Annotated in this window: 15 protein-coding genes and 1 tRNA gene; 12 read left to right on the top strand and 4 right to left on the bottom strand. The window is 47.1% G+C overall.

Going from position 1 to position 21,786, the window contains the following annotated elements:
• Positions 1–27: 27 nt before the first annotated feature.
• The 12 genes from dnaQ (at position 28) to ACNA7P_RS03130 (ending at position 17,155) form a co-directional block, all read left to right on the top strand.
• Complete coding sequence (dnaQ, locus tag ACNA7P_RS03185; protein ID WP_416257190.1) at positions 28–798, top strand: DNA polymerase III subunit epsilon; 771 nt, start codon at positions 28–30, stop codon at positions 796–798.
• A gap of 195 nt (positions 799–993) precedes the next feature.
• Positions 994–1,070, top strand: a tRNA-Asp gene (locus tag ACNA7P_RS03180).
• 327 nt (positions 1,071–1,397) lie between these two features.
• The gene (gene dnaE, locus ACNA7P_RS03175) at positions 1,398–4,871 is read left to right on the top strand and encodes a DNA polymerase III subunit alpha (protein WP_416257160.1); all 3,474 of its coding nucleotides are present in this window, start codon (positions 1,398–1,400) and stop codon (positions 4,869–4,871) included.
• 17 nt (positions 4,872–4,888) lie between these two features.
• Positions 4,889–5,845, top strand: coding sequence for an acetyl-CoA carboxylase carboxyl transferase subunit alpha (gene accA, locus ACNA7P_RS03170; RefSeq protein ID WP_416257159.1), 957 nt, complete (start codon positions 4,889–4,891; stop codon positions 5,843–5,845).
• A gap of 51 nt (positions 5,846–5,896) precedes the next feature.
• A complete protein-coding gene (tilS, locus tag ACNA7P_RS03165) occupies positions 5,897–6,904 on the top strand; it encodes a tRNA lysidine(34) synthetase TilS (RefSeq protein WP_416257158.1) in 1,008 nt (335 codons plus the stop codon).
• A 193-nt stretch (positions 6,905–7,097) separates the two neighbouring features.
• Entirely contained in the window at positions 7,098–8,321 is a 1,224-nt protein-coding gene (locus ACNA7P_RS03160) for an efflux RND transporter periplasmic adaptor subunit (RefSeq protein ID WP_416257157.1), read from the top strand.
• Between the two features lie 2 nt (positions 8,322–8,323).
• A complete protein-coding gene (locus ACNA7P_RS03155; protein ID WP_416257156.1) occupies positions 8,324–11,458 on the top strand; it encodes an efflux RND transporter permease subunit in 3,135 nt (1,044 codons plus the stop codon).
• A gap of 17 nt (positions 11,459–11,475) precedes the next feature.
• Entirely contained in the window at positions 11,476–12,204 is a 729-nt protein-coding gene (locus tag ACNA7P_RS03150) for a DUF599 domain-containing protein (protein WP_416257155.1), read from the top strand.
• Between the two features lie 18 nt (positions 12,205–12,222).
• Entirely contained in the window at positions 12,223–13,275 is a 1,053-nt protein-coding gene (gene astE, locus ACNA7P_RS03145) for a succinylglutamate desuccinylase (RefSeq protein WP_416257154.1), read from the top strand.
• 102 nt (positions 13,276–13,377) lie between these two features.
• A complete protein-coding gene (locus ACNA7P_RS03140) occupies positions 13,378–14,559 on the top strand; it encodes a thiamine pyrophosphate-dependent dehydrogenase E1 component subunit alpha (RefSeq protein WP_416257189.1) in 1,182 nt (393 codons plus the stop codon).
• Positions 14,559–15,536: an alpha-ketoacid dehydrogenase subunit beta gene (locus ACNA7P_RS03135; RefSeq protein ID WP_416257153.1), complete on the top strand. Its 978-nt coding sequence runs from the start codon at positions 14,559–14,561 to the stop codon at positions 15,534–15,536. The genes ACNA7P_RS03140 and ACNA7P_RS03135 overlap by 1 nt, the downstream gene beginning before the upstream one ends.
• An 11-nt stretch (positions 15,537–15,547) precedes the next feature.
• On the top strand, positions 15,548–17,155 hold the full coding sequence (locus ACNA7P_RS03130) for a dihydrolipoyllysine-residue acetyltransferase (protein WP_416257152.1): 1,608 nt from the start codon (positions 15,548–15,550) through the stop codon (positions 17,153–17,155).
• 148 nt (positions 17,156–17,303) lie between these two features.
• Here the strand turns inward: ACNA7P_RS03130 and rnhB are convergent, their stop codons facing one another.
• The 4 genes from rnhB to ACNA7P_RS03110 form a co-directional block, all read right to left on the bottom strand.
• Positions 17,304–17,990, bottom strand: a complete 687-nt coding sequence (gene rnhB / locus ACNA7P_RS03125) for a ribonuclease HII (RefSeq protein ID WP_416257151.1) — start codon at positions 17,988–17,990, stop codon at positions 17,304–17,306.
• The gene (gene argE, locus ACNA7P_RS03120; RefSeq protein WP_416257150.1) at positions 17,914–19,095 is read right to left on the bottom strand and encodes an acetylornithine deacetylase; all 1,182 of its coding nucleotides are present in this window, start codon (positions 19,093–19,095) and stop codon (positions 17,914–17,916) included. The genes rnhB and argE overlap by 77 nt, the downstream gene beginning before the upstream one ends.
• Before the next feature lie 152 nt (positions 19,096–19,247).
• Positions 19,248–20,804 (bottom strand): AbgT family transporter, encoded by a 1,557-nt coding sequence (locus tag ACNA7P_RS03115; protein WP_416257149.1) that lies wholly within the window; start codon positions 20,802–20,804, stop codon positions 19,248–19,250.
• Between the two features lie 227 nt (positions 20,805–21,031).
• Positions 21,032–21,640: a hypothetical protein gene (locus tag ACNA7P_RS03110; protein ID WP_416257148.1), complete on the bottom strand. Its 609-nt coding sequence runs from the start codon at positions 21,638–21,640 to the stop codon at positions 21,032–21,034.
• Positions 21,641–21,786: the final 146 nt, after the last annotated feature.

Below are 21,786 nucleotides of genomic sequence, written 5' to 3'. Positions count from 1 at the left end.
ATGTTGCGAACCAACGAGGCACAAACAATGGCGGGCGATGATTTACAAAAACTTGATGAAAGCCACGATTTAGAGAAGCGGCAAATTGTACTGGATACGGAAACCACCGGCATCGATCCGCAGCAAGGGCATCGTGTAATCGAAATCGGTTGCGTAGAAATGATCGGGCGTAAACTTACTGGTAATCATTTTCATGTTTATTTGAATCCCGAGCGTTTTGTTGAAGAAGAAGCCATTCGTGTGCATGGTATCACCAATGAATTTTTGGTAGATAAACCGGTGTTTGCTCAAGTTGTAGATGATTTCATTGAATTTATCCGCGGCGCTGAATTGGTAATTCACAATGCCCCGTTTGATGTGGGCTTTTTAGATCATGAATTGCGGCTGTTAGGCAGCCAATACGGCCAACTCAGCGATGTTGCTAGCGTATTTGATACCCTAGCTTATGCCCGCCAACAATTTCCTGGGCAACGCAATAGCCTAGATGCTTTGTGTAAGCGTTTCGATGTTGAAAATGGCCATCGCACATTACACGGCGCATTACTGGATGCGGAAATCCTAGCCGACGTTTATTTATTAATGAGCGGTGGCCAACGCAAGTTATTTCAAGCGCCGCAAAGCCAACAATCGGCCGCCGATCGAGAAGAGCAAATTCGTCGCTTAGCGAACGAGCGAGCACCATTAAAAGTGGTTCGCGCCAGTGCCGAAGAACAAGCGGCCCATGCGGCCTATCTGGAAGGAATTACGCAAGAAAGTGGCAAAAGCTTGTGGCTAGTGGCGGAAACATCAACAAATTGAGTAGGATTTTTCAGCAATTGCTTTAAAGGTGAGCAGTTGAACCGAAAACTGTAAAAAAAGGGGTTGACTAGCGGCGACGCTGCTCGTATTATCCTCGCCGCATTCAGGGAGCAGGAAACAGTTAGATTCGTTCGCGGTTTCTGAATCTTGAAAGCAGATGAAAGAGGTATGAATGTTAGTTCATACTGAGGCAACGGAGCGGTAGTTCAGTTGGTTAGAATACCGGCCTGTCACGCCGGGGGTCGCGGGTTCGAGTCCCGTCCGCTCCGCCATTTCCCTTGCTACAGCTAACGCACTAGAATCTGCACCACCTGTGCACCACCTGTGCGGCCTGCCGAAATATCCCACTAGTTTGTAAGATAAATTCCCTCAATAATATTGCCGAGCACAGCACAGCTGATTCATCTTTATAAATCTTCGTAAAGCCCCCTGGTAAAGATGACACTCTTAGTGGATTAAGGCACAATGGCTAACTTCATAAAAATGATCAGTACAGCGAAAATAGGCCGCTAAAATAATACCATTATTTGCGGCTATTGCATGCGGCCATCAGTTGCAGAGTAGCTTGTACTAATAAAAACAATTGCAAGCGGGAGTTTATGAGCGCACAGCCCTTTGTTCATTTACGAATTCATAGTGATTTCTCGATGGTGGATGGTTTACAAAAAGTAAAACCAATCTGTAATCGTGTAGCCGAGTTGGGCATGCCTGCTATGGCACTCACCGATGAAATGAATTTGTGTGGTTTAGTGCGTTATTACCAAACTAGCCGCGGGCTTGGGTTAAAGCCAATTATTGGTGCCGATCTTAATGTTTTAAGTGCCGATTGGCCGGAAGAACCATTTCGGTTAACCGCATTAGCTATGAATGATATTGGCTATAAAAACCTTACCGTGCTGATTTCCGAAGGTTACCTTGCTGGCCACCGCGCCGGTAAACCCTGTATTAACCAAGAATGGTTGGCGCGCTGGGGCGAGGGTATTTTGTTGCTCTCAGGCGGCATAGATGGTGATGTAGGGCGTGCGTTACAGCGTAACTTACACAAGCCACTCGATAATAGCCTGCACTTCTACCAACAGCACTTCGCTGATCGTTTCTACCTTGAACTAACCCGCACTGGCCGCCCTAATGAAGAAGATTACCTGCATGCTGCAGTAGCGGTTGCCAGCGAACATGGCTTACCCGTGGTGGCAACCAATGCGGTAGTATTTCTCAAAGAAGATGATTACGAAGCGCATGAAATTCGGGTGGCGATTCACGATAGCTATACCTTGGCCGATCCGCGCAGGCCGAAACGCTATACTCAGCAGCAATATTTGCGTACCAGCGAAGAAATGCAGGCACTATTTGCCGATATCCCCGAAGCCATCGAAAACACCATCGAAATAGCCCAGCGCTGCAACGTAAACGTGCGCTTGAACGAATATTTCTTACCGAACTTCCCTACTGGCGGCCTTACTGAAGATGAATTCTTAGTAGAGAAATCGCAAGAGGGCCTAGAAGAGCGCCTGCAGTTTTTATTTCCAGATGCCGAGCAGCGCGCGAAAGCACGTGTTGCCTACGATGAGCGCTTAGCGATTGAGTTGGAAGTAATCAATAACATGGGTTTCCCTGGCTACTTCTTGATCGTAATGGAGTTTATTCAGTGGAGTAAAGATAACGGCATTCCAGTAGGCCCAGGCCGAGGTTCCGGTGCCGGTTCATTGGTGGCTTATGCGCTAAAAATTACTGATCTGGATCCACTTGATTTTGATTTGCTATTCGAACGGTTTTTGAACCCCGAGCGGGTTTCTATGCCGGATTTCGATGTTGATTTCTGTATGGATCGCCGTGATGAGGTAATTGATCACGTTGCTGAGTTATATGGCCGCGAGGCGGTATCGCAGATTATTACCTTCGGTACCATGGCGGCAAAAGCGGTAGTGCGAGATGTAGGCCGCGTGCTCGGGCACCCCTATGGATTCGTTGATCGTATCTCGAAACTGATTCCGCCCACACCGGGCATGACCCTCGAACAAGCATTTGTGGAAGAACCGCGCTTACCAGAATTATACGAAAGTGATGATGATGTACGTGAAGTAATTGATATGGCGCGCCGGCTTGAAGGGGTAACTCGCAATGCTGGTAAACACGCGGGTGGGGTGGTAATTGCCCCCACTACTATTACCGATTTCACGCCATTGTATTGTGATTCAGAAGGCCGCTTCCCGGTTACTCAGTTTGATAAAAATGATGTAGAAACGGCCGGTTTGGTTAAATTCGATTTCTTGGGTTTACGCACGCTTACCATTATTCAATGGGCGCTAGACATGGTGAATCCACGCCGTGTTGAAAATGGTGAACAGCCTATTTTAATTGAATCGATTCCACTTACGGATAGCCGCTGTTTCGATGTGTTGAAAAAAGGTGATACCACGGCAGTATTCCAGCTGGAATCGCGGGGTATGAAAGAGCTGATTAAGCGCTTACGGCCGGATAGTTTCGAAGATATTATCGCCTTAGTGGCCTTATTCCGGCCAGGCCCACTGCAATCGGGTATGGTAGATAACTTTATTGATCGAAAACACGGTAAAGAGGCCGTTTCTTATCCAGACGCTACGTGGCAGCATGATTGCTTAAAACCGATTCTAGAGCCTACCTACGGCGTTATTTTGTACCAAGAGCAGGTAATGCAAATAGCCCAGGTAATGGCCGGTTATTCGCTTGGTGAAGCCGATCTATTACGCCGAGCTATGGGTAAGAAAAAGCCAGAAGAAATGGCTAAGCAGCGCGCGGTATTCGCTGAGGGCGCGAAGAATAACAATATTGATCCTGAATTGGCGATGAAAATCTTCGATTTGGTGGAGAAGTTCGCAGGTTATGGCTTTAACAAATCGCATTCTGCGGCGTACGCGTTAGTTTCGTATCAAACCCTATGGATGAAAGTACATTATCCAGCCGAGTTTATGGCCGCGGTTATGTCGGCGGATATGGATAACACCGATAAGATCGTAACCCTCGTAGATGAATGTGAGCGTATGGGGCTTACCATTTTGCCGCCGGATGTTAATGTTGGCCAACACAAATTTGCGGTAGATACGGCCGGGCATGTGGTATACGGTATTGGTGCTATTAAAGGGGTGGGCGAGGGGCCGATAGAAGCAATTATTGCCGCCCGCTCGGAAGGCGGTGCGTTTACCGATTTATTTGATTTTTGTTGCCGGGTAGATTTGAAGAAACTGAATCGCCGGGTAATGGAGCGCCTAATTAAAGCAGGTGCCATGGATTCGCTTGGGCCACATCGGGCAACGCTGATGGCTAGCTTAGATAAAGCCATGCGCCAAGCTGAGCAACACGCGAAAGCCGAAGAAGTAGGCCAGCACGATCTATTTGGTGTGTTGGCAGCTGAACCCGATAAAATTGAGCATGAATTTGAACATGTTGCTAAGTGGCCAGAGAAAGTATGGCTAGAGGGTGAGCGAGAAACGTTAGGCTTGTATTTAACCGGCCATCCAGTGAATCAGTATCGTGAAGAGCTAAGTAAGTATACCAGCTGCCGAATAGCCGATATTCGCGCCACACGCAAAGGTGAACAGCTCTCGGTGGCCGGTTTAGTGCTAGATACCCGCTCGATGATCAACAAAAAGAATCAGCGCTGGGGCTTGGTAACACTAGATGATAAGAGCGCTCGTATTGAAATACGCTTATTTAATCGAGAGTATGAGCAATATGAAGCGTTACTAGAGAAAGACCAAATTCTCTGGATGAAAGGAGAGATCCGATTTGATTCTTTCGCTGGGGGCAATACAATGACCGCCAGCGAAGTTATGACCTTAGAACAAGCGCGGGCACAATACGTGCGTGCATTAGAATTATCGCTTACACTTACAGATAACGCGATTCCACAACAGGTGATACAGATCATCCGCGATGCACCGCGGGGAACCTGTCCAGTTCGTTTTGTTTGCAAGCTAGATGGCGCTCAGGCGTTATTAGAATCGGCTCCGGAGTGGTTTATTGAGCCGAGCGACGATGTATTATACGAATTAAAATTGCAGTTGGGCGAAACTTGCGTGCAACTGAGCTTTGAATAGAACCTGGAAGCTACTAAATGAATCCGAATTTTTTAGAGTTTGAACAACCAATTGCAGAACTACAGGCGCAAATTGACGAGTTGCGCGCGGTGGGTGCGAAGGGCGATTTGAATATCGACCTAGAAAAAGAAGTGAAGCAGCTTCAGAAAAAACGTAAAGAACTTACGGAAAAGATCTTTTCCGATCTGGGTGCTTGGCAAGTGGCGCAATTAGCGCGCCATCCGCTGCGCCCGTATACCCTTGATTACATTAATATGATCTTCACCGAGTTCGATGAACTGGCGGGTGACCGTGCCTATGCAGACGATAAAGCTATCGTTGGCGGTATTGCGCGTATTGATGGCAAGCCGGTGATGGTGATTGGCCAGCAAAAAGGCCGGGAAACCAGAGAAAAGGTGCGGCGCAATTTTGGTATGCCAAAACCTGAGGGCTATCGCAAAGCATTACGCCTAATGGAAATGGCCGAGCGCTTTAATATGCCTATTCTTACCTTTATCGATACACCGGGTGCCTATCCAGGGATTGGTGCTGAAGAACGTGGCCAAAGTGAAGCCATTGCGCGGAACTTAAAAGTAATGGCGCGTTTAAAAGTACCCACAATTTGCACCGTAATTGGTGAAGGTGGTTCTGGTGGTGCATTGGCAATTGGTGTTGGCGATAAAGTAAATATGTTGCAATACAGTACCTATTCGGTAATTTCACCTGAAGGCTGTGCTTCGATTTTATGGAAAAGCGCAACCAAAGCAGAACTAGCTGCCGAAGCCATGGGCGTTACTGCGCAGAGTTCATTAGAGCTTGGCTTGATTGATGAAATCATCGAAGAGCCATTGGGCGGTGCGCATCGCGATTACGAAGAAATTGCCAAGCGCTTGAAGCAACGGTTGTTGATCGACATTGATGCAATGTCGGGGCTCTCGAAAGAAGAGCTGTTAGAGCGGCGTTATAAAAAGCTGATGTCGTTCGGCTATAATTAACCAGCTCAATGGCCGCTTCTAAAGCGGCCGTTTGCATTTAAGGAGCTTTGCTTGGCCAACGTTGATTTATTTCCGGTTTATGCTCAGCAAATGGCGGCACTGCAGTTGCAGCCTGGCCAGCAAATTGTGGTAGCGCTGGGCGGTGGTGCAGATTCGCAAACCGTGCTGGATCTTACCCTTCGTTATCGTGAGCAGCACCCACAATACCGCTATTTAGCCATTCATTTAGACCATTATTTCCACCCAGATTCTCCGCAATGGGCCGCGTTTCTAAAGGCGTATTGCGCGCGTGCCAATATCGATGCCATTGTGGAGCCGCTGGCAGTGCTCCAGGGGCCGCGTATGAGTAAAGAAGAGCAGGGGCGGGAAGCGCGCTATCAGCGCATGGCAGAGCTAATGAGCGATGATGCGGTATTGTTGCTTGGCCAACATCAAAATGATCAAGTAGAAACCTTATTACTGCAATTAAAGCGAGGTGCCGGCCCAAAAGGCTTGGCAGCAATGGCGGCAATTGCTGATTTTCAGAATGCGCAACGGATTTGCCGGCCATTATTAACAGTGAGCAAAGCACAGATTTATGCCTACGCGCAGCAGTTTGCTGTGGAGTGGATTGAAGACACCACCAATACGGATACCCGAATTGAACGCAATTTTATGCGCCATGAGGTAGTGCCGGTGCTGTGCGAGCGCTGGCCGCAATTCTTAACTACCGCATCACGCTCGGCAGCGTTATGTGCGGAACAAAGCGCACTACTTGATGAATTGTTGGCCGAGCGATTAGCAGAACGCTTAGAAAGTGATGGCCGGCTGCGGTTAACTGATTGGTGGCAGCTATCTGCGCAAATGCAGCGTGGCTTGTTACGCGCGTGGTTGTATCATCGGCAGGTAAAAGCGCCTAGTTTTGCGCTGCTCAATGAGTTACAAACGCAAATTCAGCGCAGCCAAGGCGGCAAACAAGTGCGGGTAAGTTGGGGCTTAGTTACCGTGCAGCGCAAACAAAAATGGCTAGAGCTCGTGAGCATTTCCGGAGCAAATTCCGCAGCAGAGAATACAGAGTAATAGTTCGTTACATTTTTCTAGCAATTAATTTTCCTTTAATCTCATCCAAAACACTGACATTGGCCGTTATTGAGTAGATAATGCGCAGCTATACAAACCTGTTAAAAAAATAAGCTTGGTGGTGATACTGCAATTCCTGCTCAGGGGCTTCGATCACACGCCATTTTGTGTGCATATAAGGTAAACCGTAATCATGACGCAACCACAATTAAACCAACAAAAAAAATCATTTCGTTGGCTTTATTTAATACTTCCTCTCGCTATTATTGCCCTCGCCGTTGTCATCTTTTTCGTGATGAAATCAATGCGCCAAGCTCCTGAGCAAGTGCCGAGTGATCGGTTACCGGTGTTGGTAGAGTACATCGAGGCACAACGTAAAACGGTGCAGTTTGTGGTTCCAGGGCAGGGTAATGTAATGCCATTGCATGCTACGCAGATTACTGCGGAAGTAAGTGGCCGCATTGTGTGGGTATCACCGAAGTTCGTAGCGGGCGGTTTTTTCGATGTAGGCGAACCGATGTTGCGCTTAGAGCCCTTTGATTACGAGAGTAATGTAGACGAAGCACGGGCAAATTTAGCACGTGCGCAAGCTGCGGTTGCGGAAGAGCGTGCTCGAGGCCAAGTTGCGGAAGCTGAATGGCGTTCCATTCAAGCGGGAGAAATCCCAGAGCTCGGCTTGCGGCGCCCACAACTTGCCAGTGAATTAGCGAACTTACAATCAGCACAAGCACGGTTTGCACAGGCAGAGCGTAATCTGCAGCGTACCGAAATTAAGGCACCGTTTGCTGGGGTGCTGCAAAGTAGAAATGTAAACTTAGGCCAGTTTATTTCAATGAACAGTAATGTGGGTACCTTATTTGGCACCAATGTTGCGGAAATACGCTTACCGCTTGCCGATTTCGATTTGTCGCTGATTGATGCGCCAGTGGGTAGAGACGAGGATTTCGTTGGCCCGAGTGTGCGGTTACGCGCCGAAGTAGCTGGAGTAACCCATGAATGGCAAGGCTATTTAGCACGTACTGAAGGCGTAGTGGATCCAGACCGCCGTGTTACTTTCGCAGTAGTGGAAGTTGCCGATCCGTACAACCGCAAAACCGATTCGCACCCAACACCACTTAGTTTTGGCCGTTTTGTGCGAGCCGAAATTAGCGGTATTGAAGTAGCAAACCTGATTGAATTACCGCGCTACGCGGTGAACAGTAATGCGCAACTATGGGTAATTACACCAGAGCGTACATTAGAGCAACGCACGGTGGAAATATATCGCCGTGATCGCAATAGTGTTTATCTTACCGGTGGGCTTGGCGATGGTGAGTGGGTAATGCTTACTCAGCTGCAAACGCCTTTGAATGGTATGCGTGTGCGTACTCCTGAAGATATCGAACAAGTAGTTCGTGAACCAGTGAGTGAGGAATAAGCATGCAGCGTGAAACAGGAATTATTGCTTGGTTTACCCGTAATCGTGTAGCTGCTAACTTGCTGATGTTTCTTATTATTGTGGCAGGTATTGTAGCGGTTTTTCAAATTCGTAAGCAAACCTTCCCCACCATTGAACCGAACATTATTAGTGTTCGGGTAGTTTATCCTGGCGCGGCTCCGCAGGAAGTAGAGCAGGGGGTTGTGATCCGCATTGAAGATGCCATTGATGAAATTGAAGGTATTAAGCGTATCTCGAGTACCGCAAATGAGGGGATGGGCACGGTAAGTATCGAAGTTGAAAGTGGCTATGATATTCAAGAAGTGATGGATGAAGTGCGCATGGGAGTTGATAGTATATCGAGCTTTCCAGCGCAAATTGAACCCCCTTTGGTGTATCGGATTCGGCCGCAACAACCGATTATTTGGGTGTCTATTTATGGCGACCTAGATGAACGTTCGCGGAAAAATTTAGCGCGTGAAGTTCGCGATGATATCCGCTCGTTGCCAGGCATTTCTAATGCTACCTTGGTGGGCTCTCGCAATGATGAAATTGCTATCGAAATCACCGAACACGAGTTGCGTGAACACGGCTTAACCTTCCAACAAGTAGTACAAGCGGTGCGTGGCAGCTCTATTGATATTCCTGGCGGCACCATTCGTACTCCTACCGGTGATATTTTATTGCGCGCAAAAGGGCAAAGCTACAGTGGTGCCGAGTTTGAAGATATCGTGCTAAAACGCTACCCCGATGGTACCCGTTTAACTATCGGTGATATCGCTATTGTGCGTGATGATTTCGTTGAAACTCGTGCATTTGCTGAATTTGATGGCAGCCGCGCCACCTTTGTAAGGGTAAACTCGGTAGGCGAACAAAATGATTTAGCCATTGCGAAAGCAGTAAAAAATTACATTGATAAAAAAGCACCTACGTTGCCGGAAGAGGTGATGCTAGCGCATTGGGGGGATAGTTCATATTATTTGCAAGGCCGCCTCGATTTAATGCTGAAAAACATGTATTTCGGTATCGCTCTTGTGTTCATTGCACTTACCTTGTTCCTACAACTGCGCTTAGCGTTTTGGGTGATGATCGGCCTGCCGGTATCATTTCTAGGCGCTTTGGCGATGATGAATTTAGGCACATTTAATGTGTCTATCAACATGATCTCTTTGTTCGGGTTCATACTCGTATTGGGGATCGTGGTGGATGATGCCATTATCATCGGAGAAAGTGCTTACTCCGAAATTGAGGAGCATGGCAAAACAGAAGATAACGTAATTCGCGGTGCTAAAAAGGTAGCGGTTCCGGCAACTTTTGGGGTACTTACCACGGTGGTGGCATTTTTACCAATGCTCATGGTGGGGGGCACAATGGCACCGATATGGGAATCTATTGCTTATGTTGTTATCTTTTGTTTGCTGTTTTCGTTGGTGGAATCGAAATGGATTCTTCCAGCCCACATTAATGGCATGAAGTTCTCAAAAACCCAAGAATCAAAGCAAAATGGCTTTCAACGTTTTCGCAATCGCTTCGCTGATGGCTTAAAAAACTTTGTACAAAACCGTTATCGGCCATTTGCTCATTTTTGTGTAAAGCATCGCTACACAACCATTGCCAGCTTTGTTGCCTTAGCCATTATTATGGGGGGGTTACTTTCCGGTGGTTTTGTACGATGGGTATTCTTCCCGAATATTCCGAGTGATTTTTTACAAGCAAACGTAGAAATGCAGCCAGGTACCAATGAAGAAGTTACGGCGCGAACGCTGGAAACCATTCGTGCTGAACTATACACAATGAATGATGAATACCAGCAGGAACATGGTGAAGAGTTACTAGCGCACGTGAATATGTTCTTGAACAGTGCAGAGCGGGGCACATTATTCGTTGAGTTATCAAAAGGTGAGCAGCGAGAAATTGATGGTTTTCGAGTTATTAATGAATGGCGCGAACGCGTTCCGGAACTTGCCGGGGTAAAAGATCTTAACTTTAGTGGCTCTGCTGGCGGCCCAGGTGGTGGGTATGATATTGAGTTTCAACTCAGTGGTACCGAGCTTAATGCGCTAGCTGCGGCAGCTTCAGAGTTACGTACAGTGCTGGCAGGGTATGGTGGCGTATTTGATATTTCCGATACCTTCGGTCCGCCACGCGAAGAAATCCAAATGCGCTTACTGCCAGCAGCGGATGCTGCCGGTATTACCCTACAAGATTTAGCGAGCCAAGTTCGTAATGCCTTCTATGGCGCTGAAGCGCAGCGATTGCCTAGAAACGACGAAGAAGTAAGGGTAATGGTGCGCTACCCGTTAGCTGAACGGCAATCGATTGGTAATCTTGAAAATATGCAAATTCGCACTGCGGATGGCCGCGAAATTCCATTCCGCGAATTAGCCACCAGCTCCGTAGGTGATGGCTTCAGTACTATTAATCGGGTAAATGGCGTGCGTAGCGTGAATGTGCGCGCGCGAGTGGACAAAGATAGAGTAGAGCCAAGCTCGGTAGTGCGGGATGTACAGCAAAATTATTTACCAGAAATCTTGCAGCATTACCCGCAGGTTCGCTTTGGTTTAGAAGGGGCTAGTTTAGATGAGCGAGATGCGCTGAGATCGTTAGCACTAGGCGCGATATTCGCTATGTTTGGCATTTACGCTTTGATAGCGATACCGTTGAAATCGTATAGCCAACCATTGATTATTATGTCGGTTATCCCGTTCGGTATTATTGGTGCTATTTTCGGTCACTTTGTTTTACAAATGCCACTGAGTTTACTCAGCTTATTTGGTATCATAGCGCTCGCTGGGGTGGTTGTGAACGATAGCTTGATCTTGGTGGATTATGTGAATAATACGCGAGATAAAGTGAATAGCTTACAAGAAGCGGTAGTGAGTGCAGGATGCTCGCGTTTCCGGGCAATTGTACTTACTTCATTAACTACCTTTATGGGCTTAACACCTATCGTACTTGAACGCAGCATGCAGGCGCAATTTGTAATACCCATGGCGATTTCATTAGCGTTTGGTATTCTATTTGCTACCGTAATTACGCTGTTGTTGATACCATGTTTATATATGGTACTCGATGATTTTAAACACCTTTTTTCGCGTAACAAAAACGCCAACGAAGCGGCAGTTACAGTGAACTAATATTAGGAGAATACCCAATGCTCTCAATTCCATTATTGGATATTGTTGCCTTTTGTTGGTTTGTGAGCATTTGGGTAGGCTACGCTATCTTTGCCCGTAAACGGGCTAAAACCCATCATTCACTTTCCAGTATTCTTTGCACTTTGCGCGTAGAGTGGATGGATGCTGTAGTGCGCAAAGATAATCATATTGCCGATGCCGCGTTGGTGGGGAATGTGGAACGAACCGTTACCTTCTTTGCATCCTCAACGATTTTTGTGCTTGCCGGTGTGCTTACGGTAGTGGCATCGAATGATGCCTTTGTGCGTGTGCTCGAGGAAATTCCGTTTACCGTGGAGCAAAGCCATGGCTTAGTGCTGCTCAAGCTTTCCGGTATCGCTGGTATTATGGTGTATGCATTTTTCAAATTCACTTGGGCGGTGCGCCAGTTTGGCTTTGTGTCGATTTTATTGGGTATGGCGCCATCGGTATCGCGCGCTACCGTAACACAAGAAGAACGAGTTGCTTTTTCGTTGCATGCGGCTAAAGTTCTTGATCAAGCCGGCCACGAATATAATTATGGCTTACGCGCCTATTATTTTGTATTAGCCTATTTATCTTGGTTTGTAAGCCCTTGGTTATTAATTGCCGCTAGTATTATTGTGGTTGCTGTATTGTATCGCCGTGAATATCGTTCGCATGTGCTCCGTGCGCTATTAGCTACGCAGAATTACCAGCCTGGGCCGAAGCAGAAAGGCGATCTTTAAAAGCAACTTGGAGTTTTTGTGATTACTCAGTTTACCGAGCAGAATTTTCTACAGTTCACCCTACAGCATGAATGGGGAACCGCAATCGATGTACAACAAACCCTTGCTAATGGCACCCGCATGGAAATTTGGGATAGCGGTGTTGTTTGTTTTACTCCTGCACAGGAAGCATCACCCTTCGATTTAGTGTTATCAAGTGCAGTACATGGTGATGAAACCGCTCCCATTGAGATATGTGATAGCTTAATTGAGGCCATTCGTTGCGGTGCGCTGCAATTGAAAACTCGTGTACTGTTTTTAATTGCCAATCCTGCCGCTATCAACATAGGTGAGCGATTTGTAGAAGAGAACATGAACCGGTTGTTTAGTGGCGCTCATAGTAAAGGTGAGGTGCAGAACAAAGAGCGCGAACGCGCCAAAGCAATTGAAGGCTATGTGCGGCGCTTCTATAACGAAGGTGGCAGAGGCCGCCAGCGCATGCATTACGATATGCACACGGCAATCCGTGATTCCAAGCATGAAAAATTTGCCGTGTATCCGTATCAGAATGGCAAGCCTTATTCCAAGCGCCAGTTGCAATTATTAGCAGCTTTAGATGTACCTGTAGTGCTGCTGCATGATGGCCCTACCACTACATTTTCCTATTTTTCTGTAAATGAGTTTGCTGCTGATGCTTTTACTCTTGAACTGGGCAAAGTTCGGCCATTTGGTGAAAACGATATGCAGAAGTTTGCCAAAACCAAACAGCAGTTACAGCACCTACTTACCGAGGGTTACAGCAGCTATGAGCAAAGCGGTAACCCGAATGAATTAGCGATTACTATCTATAAAGTACTCCGCAGCATTAACCGTACCCAAGCTGATTTTCGGTTGAATTTCTCCGCTGATCTGGCCAATTTCACTGCTTTTCGGAAGGGTGATGTATTGGCTGAAGATGGTGATACCCAGATCCGTGCTGAAGTGGATGGCGAAGCGGTTATCTTTCCTAATGCGAACGTTGCTATCGGGCAACGCGCCCTGCTTACCGTTACGCCCATCGAAATTTCCGCTGTACGCATGAATGAACAGTAATTTGTAGTAAACTGTAGCAACAAAGTTTGCAACGCAGTTAACGTAAAGGTAAAGTTCGCCACAAAGTTATAACATCATAGAGAGAGCGCTATGGCTAAGCAAATGGCAAAAGACCCGCAAAAAACCGCAGTGGTAACCGATCTGCAGGTAATTAGCGGCAATGCACTGAACATTCCGATGTATCAGTTGCTAAAAGAAGATGGCACCGTGCACAAGGGCGCAGAGCTGCCTGAGATCGATAAAGAGCTCGCTTTAAAAATGTTTAGCACCATGCAGTTTATTCGTGTGCTAGATGAGCGCATGATCGCAGCGCAGCGCCAAGGCCGTATTAGTTTTTACTTATCTTCATTGGGTGAAGAATCTGCAGCAATAGGTTCCGCTGCCGCGCTTGAGTTTGCAGATATGATTATGGGCCAGTATCGCGAGCAAGGTTCACTTGCGTTTCGCGGTTTCACGATTGAACAGTTTATGAACCAGCTGTTCTCGAACGCCAAAGATTTGGGTAAGGGCCGGCAAATGCCAGTGCATTACGGCTCTGCTGCATTAAACTTCATGACCATTTCTTCACCACTAGGAACGCAGATTCCGCAAGCTGCTGGCTATGCATATGGCCAAAAGCAGAGTGGAGATAAAACCTGCACCCTATGTTATTTCGGTGAAGGTGCCGCTTCAGAAGGTGATTTCCATGCCGGTATGAATATGGCTGCGGTACTGAAAGTTCCCGTTATCTTTTTTTGCCGTAATAATGGTTACGCAATTTCTACTCCAGCTGCCGAACAGTTTGCGGGCGATGGTATTGCGCCGCGTGCCGTAGGCTATGGTATGAAAGCAATTCGCGTAGATGGCAACGATATTTTTGCCGTATACAAAGCAACCCAAGAAGCACGCCGCTTAGCTGTGGAAGAAAATGAGCCCGTATTGATTGAAGCCATGTCGTATCGTATGGCTGGGCACTCAACTTCTGATGATCCCACTGGCTATCGTTCGCGGGAAGAAGAAGAGGAGCGCCGTATTCGTGAGCCTATGATTCGTTTCCGTAAGTGGTTGGTAGCGCAAGGCTGGATAACTGATGAAGAAGCCGATAAGCAGCAACAACAGCATAAAGAAACGGTGCTAGCCGCGTTAAAAGAAGCGGAGAAAGTTCCAGTGCCGCATATTGATGAAATTATTAACGATGTATATGCAGAGCCAACCGATGCGCTGAAAGCGCAACTCGCGGAGCTGAAACAGCATATCGCAAAATACCCAGATGCCTATCCAAACACTTCAGGGGGCGTGAAATAATGGCAAAGATGAATTTACTCCAAGCCATCAATAGTGCCCTTGATGTGGCCATGGCGAAGAACGATAAAGTATCTGTATTTGGTGAAGATGTGGGCCATTTTGGTGGCGTTTTCCGCGCTACCAGTGGTTTACAAGAAAAATATGGCCGCAATCGTTGTTTCAATACTCCGCTGGTTGAGCAAGGTATTATCGGTTTCGCGAATGGTTTAGCTGCCCAAGGTAGCTTTCCGGTGGCAGAAATCCAGTTTGGCGATTATATTTTTCCAGCCTTTGATCAAATTGTGAATGAAACGGCGAAGTTCCGCTATCGTTCAGGTAATGAATTTAATGTTGGTGGTTTAACCATTCGTACGCCATACGGCGGCGGTATTCATGGCGGCCATTATCATTCGCAATCACCAGAAGCTTATTTTGCCCATACACCAGGCTTAAAAATTGTAATGCCGCGTAATCCGTATCAAGCAAAAGGATTACTGCTGAGCGCCATTTTTGATCCAAACCCAGTAATTTTTATGGAACCGAAGCGCTTATATCGCGCAGCGGTAGGTGAAGTTCCGGAAGAAGAATACACCTTGCCACTGGGCAAAGCCGAAGTAGTGCAAGAAGGTACTGATGTAACGGTAGTGGGCTGGGGTGCACAAGTTGAAGTAATTGAGCGGGCTGCTGAACTTGCCAAGAAAGATGGTGTAAGCGTTGAAATTGTGGATTTACGCAGCATTTTACCTTGGGATGTAGAAACGGTAGCGAAATCAGTTATGAAAACTGGGCGTGTGGTAGTAAGCCAAGAAGCGCCGCATACCATGGCATTTGGTAGTGAAGTTGCCGCCACCATTCAAGAACAATGCTTTTTATATCTTGAATCGCCAGTAATGCGCGCATCGGGTATTGATACACCGTATCCGCTAGCGCATGAAAAAGAGTATTTTTCAGATCATCTGAAAACATACGAAGCGATTAAGCGTTCACTGAATTACTAAGAGGAACTCGCATGAGCACGGATTTCATTTTGCCAGATATCGGTGAAGGTATCGTAGAGTGTGAAATCGTTGAATGGCAGGTTAAAGAAGGCGATTCAGTACAAGAAGATCAGGTTGTTGTAGAAGTAATGACCGATAAAGCAGTGGTAGAAATCCCTGCTAAATTTGATGGTACAGTAACCAAACTTTATTATGCCAAGGGCGATATCGCCAAAGTAGGCGAGCCATTGTTTGCGATTGATGCAGAGGGTGGTAACCCACCAGCAACTGCAGAAAGCGAACCACAGCCTGCGGCACCGGCGGATTCAAAACCAGAAGAAATACGCACAACTTCTGCAAGTAATGGCGCCGCTACCGATTTCATTTTGCCAGATATTGGTGAAGGCATCGTAGAGTGTGAAATTGTTGAATGGTTAGTTCAAGAAGGTGATGCCATTGCGGAAGATCAGGTTGTTGTAGAGGTAATGACCGATAAAGCTGTGGTGGAAATCCCAGCTAAATCAGATGGTACCGTGGGTAAATTATATTATGCCAAAGGTGAGATTGCCAAAGTAGGCGAGCCTTTGTTTGCCATTGTGGAAGCCGGTTCTGTTGCTGATGATTCAGCTACTGCAGAAGTGCCATCTGCAAATTCGGCTGCTTCGAGTTCTGCAAGTGCGCCGGCGGTGGCTTCTACAGCACGCCCAGCGGGTGGTGAATTTGCAGCACCTCAGCCAGCGGCAGAAGGTAAAGTATTAGCTAGCCCAGCGGTACGCCGCCGTGCTCGTGAAGCGAATATCGATCTTACGCAAGTGCAGGGTACTGGTAAAAAAGGCCGCATTCTCAAAGAAGATTTAGATAACTCTGCAAGCGTTAGTGCCACTAGCAGCAGTGCTGCAAGCGCACCGCAAGCAAGCAAAGCACCAGTTGCTGGCGGCACACGCACTGAACCGGTACGCGGTGTACGCGCAGCAATGGCGCGACAAATGGCTGAATCGGTGCGTACTATTCCGCATTTCACCTATGCTGAAGAGTTCGATTTAACTGATTTACGCATTATGCATGCAAAATTGAAGGCGCAGTACGCAGAGCAGGGTGTGCGGTTAACCTTAATGCCATTCTTTATTAAAGCAATGAGCTTAGCGTTAAGCGAATTCCCGATTATGAATGCGCAGTTAAATGACGATGCTACGGAAATCACCTATTTTGATGATCACAACATTGGTATGGCAGTAGCCACTAAAGTTGGTTTGATGGTGCCGAACATTAAGCAGGTGCAGAACAAATCGCTGCTCGAAGTAGCGGAAGAAGTAAATCGCTTAACCGCGGCAGCCCGCGAAGGCAAAGTAGCGCAAGCCGATATGAAAGGTGGCACGATCACGATTTCGAATATCGGTGTTGTGGGCGGTACGGTAACTACGCCAATCATTAATAAGCCGGAAGCGGCTATTGTGGCTTTAGGTAAAGTGCAAACCTTACCGCGCTTTGCTGCCGATGGCAGTGTTGTGGGCCGCGATATGATGGTGGCGAGTTGGAGTGGCGATCATCGCATTATTGATGGTGCTACCATTGCTAACTTCAATAAACGCTGGCAGCAATTCTTGGAAGATCCAATGCAAATGCTAACGGTCATGCGTTAAATTAGCGCGTTAAGTTAGCGCGCTATTGTGTTCTGCAAAGGGTAGAAATACAAAGGCTCCGCTTACTGCGGAGCCTTTGTTATTGTGTGTTACGAGTTGCGTTACGGAATATAAAGCCTAGGGCTGTTGTTAGCTTAAGCTCAAGGGCCTAGGGCTTTTGCGCCGCATGCGCTTCTAAAACGTCGCGTACAGGCTTAAAGCTGCGCCGATGAATAGGGCTTGGTCCGTGTTCTTTCAGCGCTGCTAAATGCTCTACAGTGCCATATGCTTTATGTTTAGCGAAGTTATAATGAGGATAGCGTTCATGCCATTCCAACATTTGCCGATCTCGCTCAACTTTAGCTAATATCGATGCCGCGCCAATACAGGCTTCTTTCAAATCCCCCTTAATAATAGCTTCGGCAGGAATACTTAATTTCGGTACCCGATTGCCATCAATTAGGGCCTGCTCAGCAGCTACTGGCAGTGCTTCAATAGCGCGTTTCATGGCCAGCATTGAGGCATGCAAAATATTCAGTTCATCAATTTCTGCAACATCACATTGGGCAATAGCCCAAGCCAGCGCTTTTTCTTTGATTTCGATACTTAACGCGTTGCGTTTTTTCTCGCTAATTTTCTTAGAATCGGTAATGCCAGTAATTGGGTTGTTCGGATCAAGAATTACTGCCGCCGCAACCACTGGGCCAGCAATCGGGCCGCGGCCAGCCTCATCGGCGCCGCAAATATAAATTGTACTGTGCATACAGCCTTTAGCCTTATTAGAAACAGATTTTATTAACGAGCTGGCGAATTTGTTGTTGCGCTGGCGTAACTTCCGCCAAGGTAATAAATTCATCGGGCTGATGGGCTTGGCGAATAGATCCGGGGCCCATTACGATCGTTTCGCAGCCAAGGGCATCTACAAATGGCGCTTCTGTACAATAGTTTGCAGGCTCTGCTGTATTGCCGCTGATTTCTTCAGCCATTTTCACTAACGCAGCATCGGCCGGGCATTCGTAACCCGGGATGGGTTCATGCATGGCATGAATTTCTAACGCACCAGGATACAACTGATGAATGGGTGCTAAATGTGCAGCTAACATTTCATGCAGGGTTTCAATGCGCATACCAGGCAGTGGCCGCATATCCATGTGTAACTCGCAGCATGCACAAATACGGTTGGCGGCATCGCCACCATGAATATGGCCGAAATTTAAGGTTGGGTAGGGCACTGCAAATGCAGGTTGGTGAAACTTGTTTTGCAGATCTTGCTCCAGCTGCTTCAAATAGCCAAGGGTTTCATGCATTACACTGATCGCATTGAGCCCCATTGCTGGGTTGGAACTATGCCCCGAGCGGCCAGTAATTCGCACACAATCGGTGGTGTGGCCTTTGTGCATGCGCACAGGAACCATATTGGTAGGCTCACCAATTACGGCAAACTCGGGCTTTAAATTTGGGAACCGGTGTAATTCACGCGCGCCGGCCATACTGGTTTCTTCATCAGCGGTAGCTAAAATACGCAGGGGCTTTTTCATTTTGCTAAAATCAAGATCGCGAATCGCCTCGATAACAAAGGCGAAAAAACCTTTCATATCCGCACTACCTAGGCCGTATAAGCGATTGTCTGCTTCAGTAAGGGTGAATGGATTACGAGTCCAGCGGCCTTCATCCCACGGCACGGTATCGGTGTGGCCAGCCAATAATAGGCCACTGGCTTGCGCTTGTCCTGCAACCTGCTCGGGCTCTGGGCCAATACTCGCCAAGAGGTTAAATTTACCTTGTTGCCGCTCTAGTTCTTGAATTTCTACTTTAAAACCTAGGCTTGATAACCATAATCCCAATAATTCGATTACTTGGCGATTGCTAATATCCCATTGTGGCTCAAGGCAAGAAACTGAAGGTGCCGCGATTAGCTCACGATACATATTGAGAAAAGATGGCAAGGTGGGTGCAGACATAAATACCTCGTTCACTAAAATAGGGGGCTTACAATCGCTTTGGCTATGGTTACGCAGATTGCCAAGAATTAGTGCATCTTAGCATGCTTTTTAGTACAAAAAAGCTGGGCACCTTGCGGAGCCCAGCTTATTTTTTGCTAACTAAGTATTACTTATAATGCTGGGTATACGTAGTTCGCTTGCACACCTAATGGGATACCAATTGCCCAGTACAATAATAGGAATGCGGTCCAGATAATACCGAGCGCAATGCTGAATGGCAGCATCATGGATACCAAGGTACCAATACCTGTGCCTTTCACATAGCGTTGGCAATACACTACTACCAGTGGGAAGTATGGTAAGAGTGGTGTAACAATGTTGGAAACCGAATCACCTACACGGTAAGCCGCCTGGGTTAAATCTGGCGAGATGCCAAGTTGCATGAGCATGGGTACGAAGATCGGTGAAATCAATAGCCACTTGGCGCTTGCAGAGCCTACGAATAGGTTAATAATTGCCACCAATGCCACAATACCTACGAGGGTTACCGAGCCAGGAACAGCCAACGCTTGCAGGAAGTTCGCACCTTTCATTGCGATCAAAATACCAAGATTTGAATCACCGAAGGCTTTAATGAACAACGCACAGAAAAACGCCATTACCAAGTAATAGGCCATGGTTTCCATGGTTTTCGACATGGCAACGATTACATCTTTCGATTCTTTAAAGGTACCGGCTATGAAACCATGCACAATGCCGGGAACCCAAAATAGCAAGAAGATAATCGGTACAATAGATTGCATTAACGGGGCATCAAAGGCTGCAATTTCACCTTCCGGTGAGCGCATAGCTGAAGTTTCTGGCCATACCGCCGCCGCCAGTAATACCACACCTAACAACATGGTAAGGCCGCCAGCATTAAATGCTTTGCGATCACGTGGGGTTACTTCTTCGATTGTTGGAATTTCATTCGGATCGCCATCTACCACAACATCTTTTAAGCGAGGCTCAATCACTTTATCGGTAAGGTACCAACCCACTAGCACTACAACAATTGATGAAGCAGCGGTGAAATACCAGTTGTTTAATGGGTTAAGCATTACGCTTGGGTCTAGCAACTGCGCCGCTTCTTGGGTAATCCCTTGCAGCATTGGATCAATGGCGCTTGGCACAAAGTTGGCACTAAAGCCGCCCGATACACCCGCAAACGCTGCGGCAATACCGGCCAATGGATGCCTGCCAGCAGCATAGAAAATAATACCACCGAGCGGAATAACCAATACGTAACCCGCATCAACTGCCGTGTGGCTTACAATAGCAACGAGGATAAGAATCGGTGTTAGCAACACTTTGGCGGTGTTGTTCAACAGCAATTTAATACCTACATTGATAAAGCCACTACGTTCAGCTACACCGATACCTAGCATCGCTACCAGCACTACGCCGAGCGGTGCGAATGAGGTGAAGGTGGTTACCATATTGGCTAAGAAAGAGGCCATGGCTGCAGGTGCTAGTAAGTTCTGTACTTCTACCGGCGCACCCGAGCGTGGATCGATTTCGCTGTAACTAAATTGGGCGAAGATTAAGCTAAGGCCCCAAATAATTACCAGTAAGGCAGCAAATAACACTGCCGGATCGGGCAGTTTGTTACCAATAACTTCTACTTTATTGAGTATACGGTTGAGCAACCCGTTTTTTGTGTCCGCAGATTTTTGATCAGCGCTCATAGGAAGTATCCCCGTGGTTAACCACTGTTGTTGTTAGTATTGCCGGTGTAGGCCCGGCGGTTGTATTGGTTAGCAGTGCTCATAAACTCGCTACACTGGCGAATAAGCAGCGTACTAACCTCGATGGATAAATTTCAAAATCGATTTAGCATACATGGATTGTTTTGCTTTCGGTAGTGTTCTGTTACCGGTATCTGTTGCCCGAAAAATAGAGCCGTAGTACCGTACTAGAATACAAACCGAGCGCCAAAGGTATAGCTGGAACGGCCATATACATCGTTAAATTGCACACCCAGTTGCATTTGCGGCGCTACATAGTAAAACACCGAGCCCACAAAGCCGTGATAAGAGTTCTCGCCACTGAAATCTACATAGCGATAGCCGCCACGTAATTCCCAAGCGCCTTCTCGATGGCTGATGCCGGTATTCAAGGTGTAAAAGTTGGTGCCAGTATTAAATACGTTTTGCGAAAACGAGAGGCGGCCACCGGTAACGGATACATCTGCTGTTGTACCATCTAGCACTCTGAAGTAACGGCCAATGCCGGTTTCGGCAATGGTTTGGCTGCTGCGCTCGCTGGTGGCTAGCCGGCGTGTTACTTGCTCATATTTGCCGAGCACAAAAAACTGGTTTTGAATTTCAAATTGCCCATATACATTAATGCCGCGCTGGCCATTGGAGTACTCTGAGATACCGCCAGAAAAATAGTTATAGTTGGGCTGGCTCATGCTGGCCGAATTGGCATACAGGGTATTGGTTTGGCCGATAACGGCAAACAAACTCGCTGCAGCAAACACTTGCAGGAGAGGGCGCGAAAACAACTTTATTAACCGCATAATCAGTATTCTCTTGGCAAAAAATAGTAATAAATATGATAAAAAGGAGCGCTAAAGGTACCTTATTTTGCAATGAATATGAATGATTGTCGCGGGATATCTGCGTTCGAACGCAGCGATTTACACTTGGCATCGAATTTTGCTTA

It is taken from the genome of Aliidiomarina sp. (genome assembly GCF_047920995.1).
In the GTDB taxonomy this organism is placed as follows: Bacteria; Pseudomonadota; Gammaproteobacteria; order Enterobacterales; family Alteromonadaceae; genus Aliidiomarina.
Note: the sequence above shows the minus strand (reverse complement) of the source record. Positions and strands in the feature narration are given on the sequence as shown.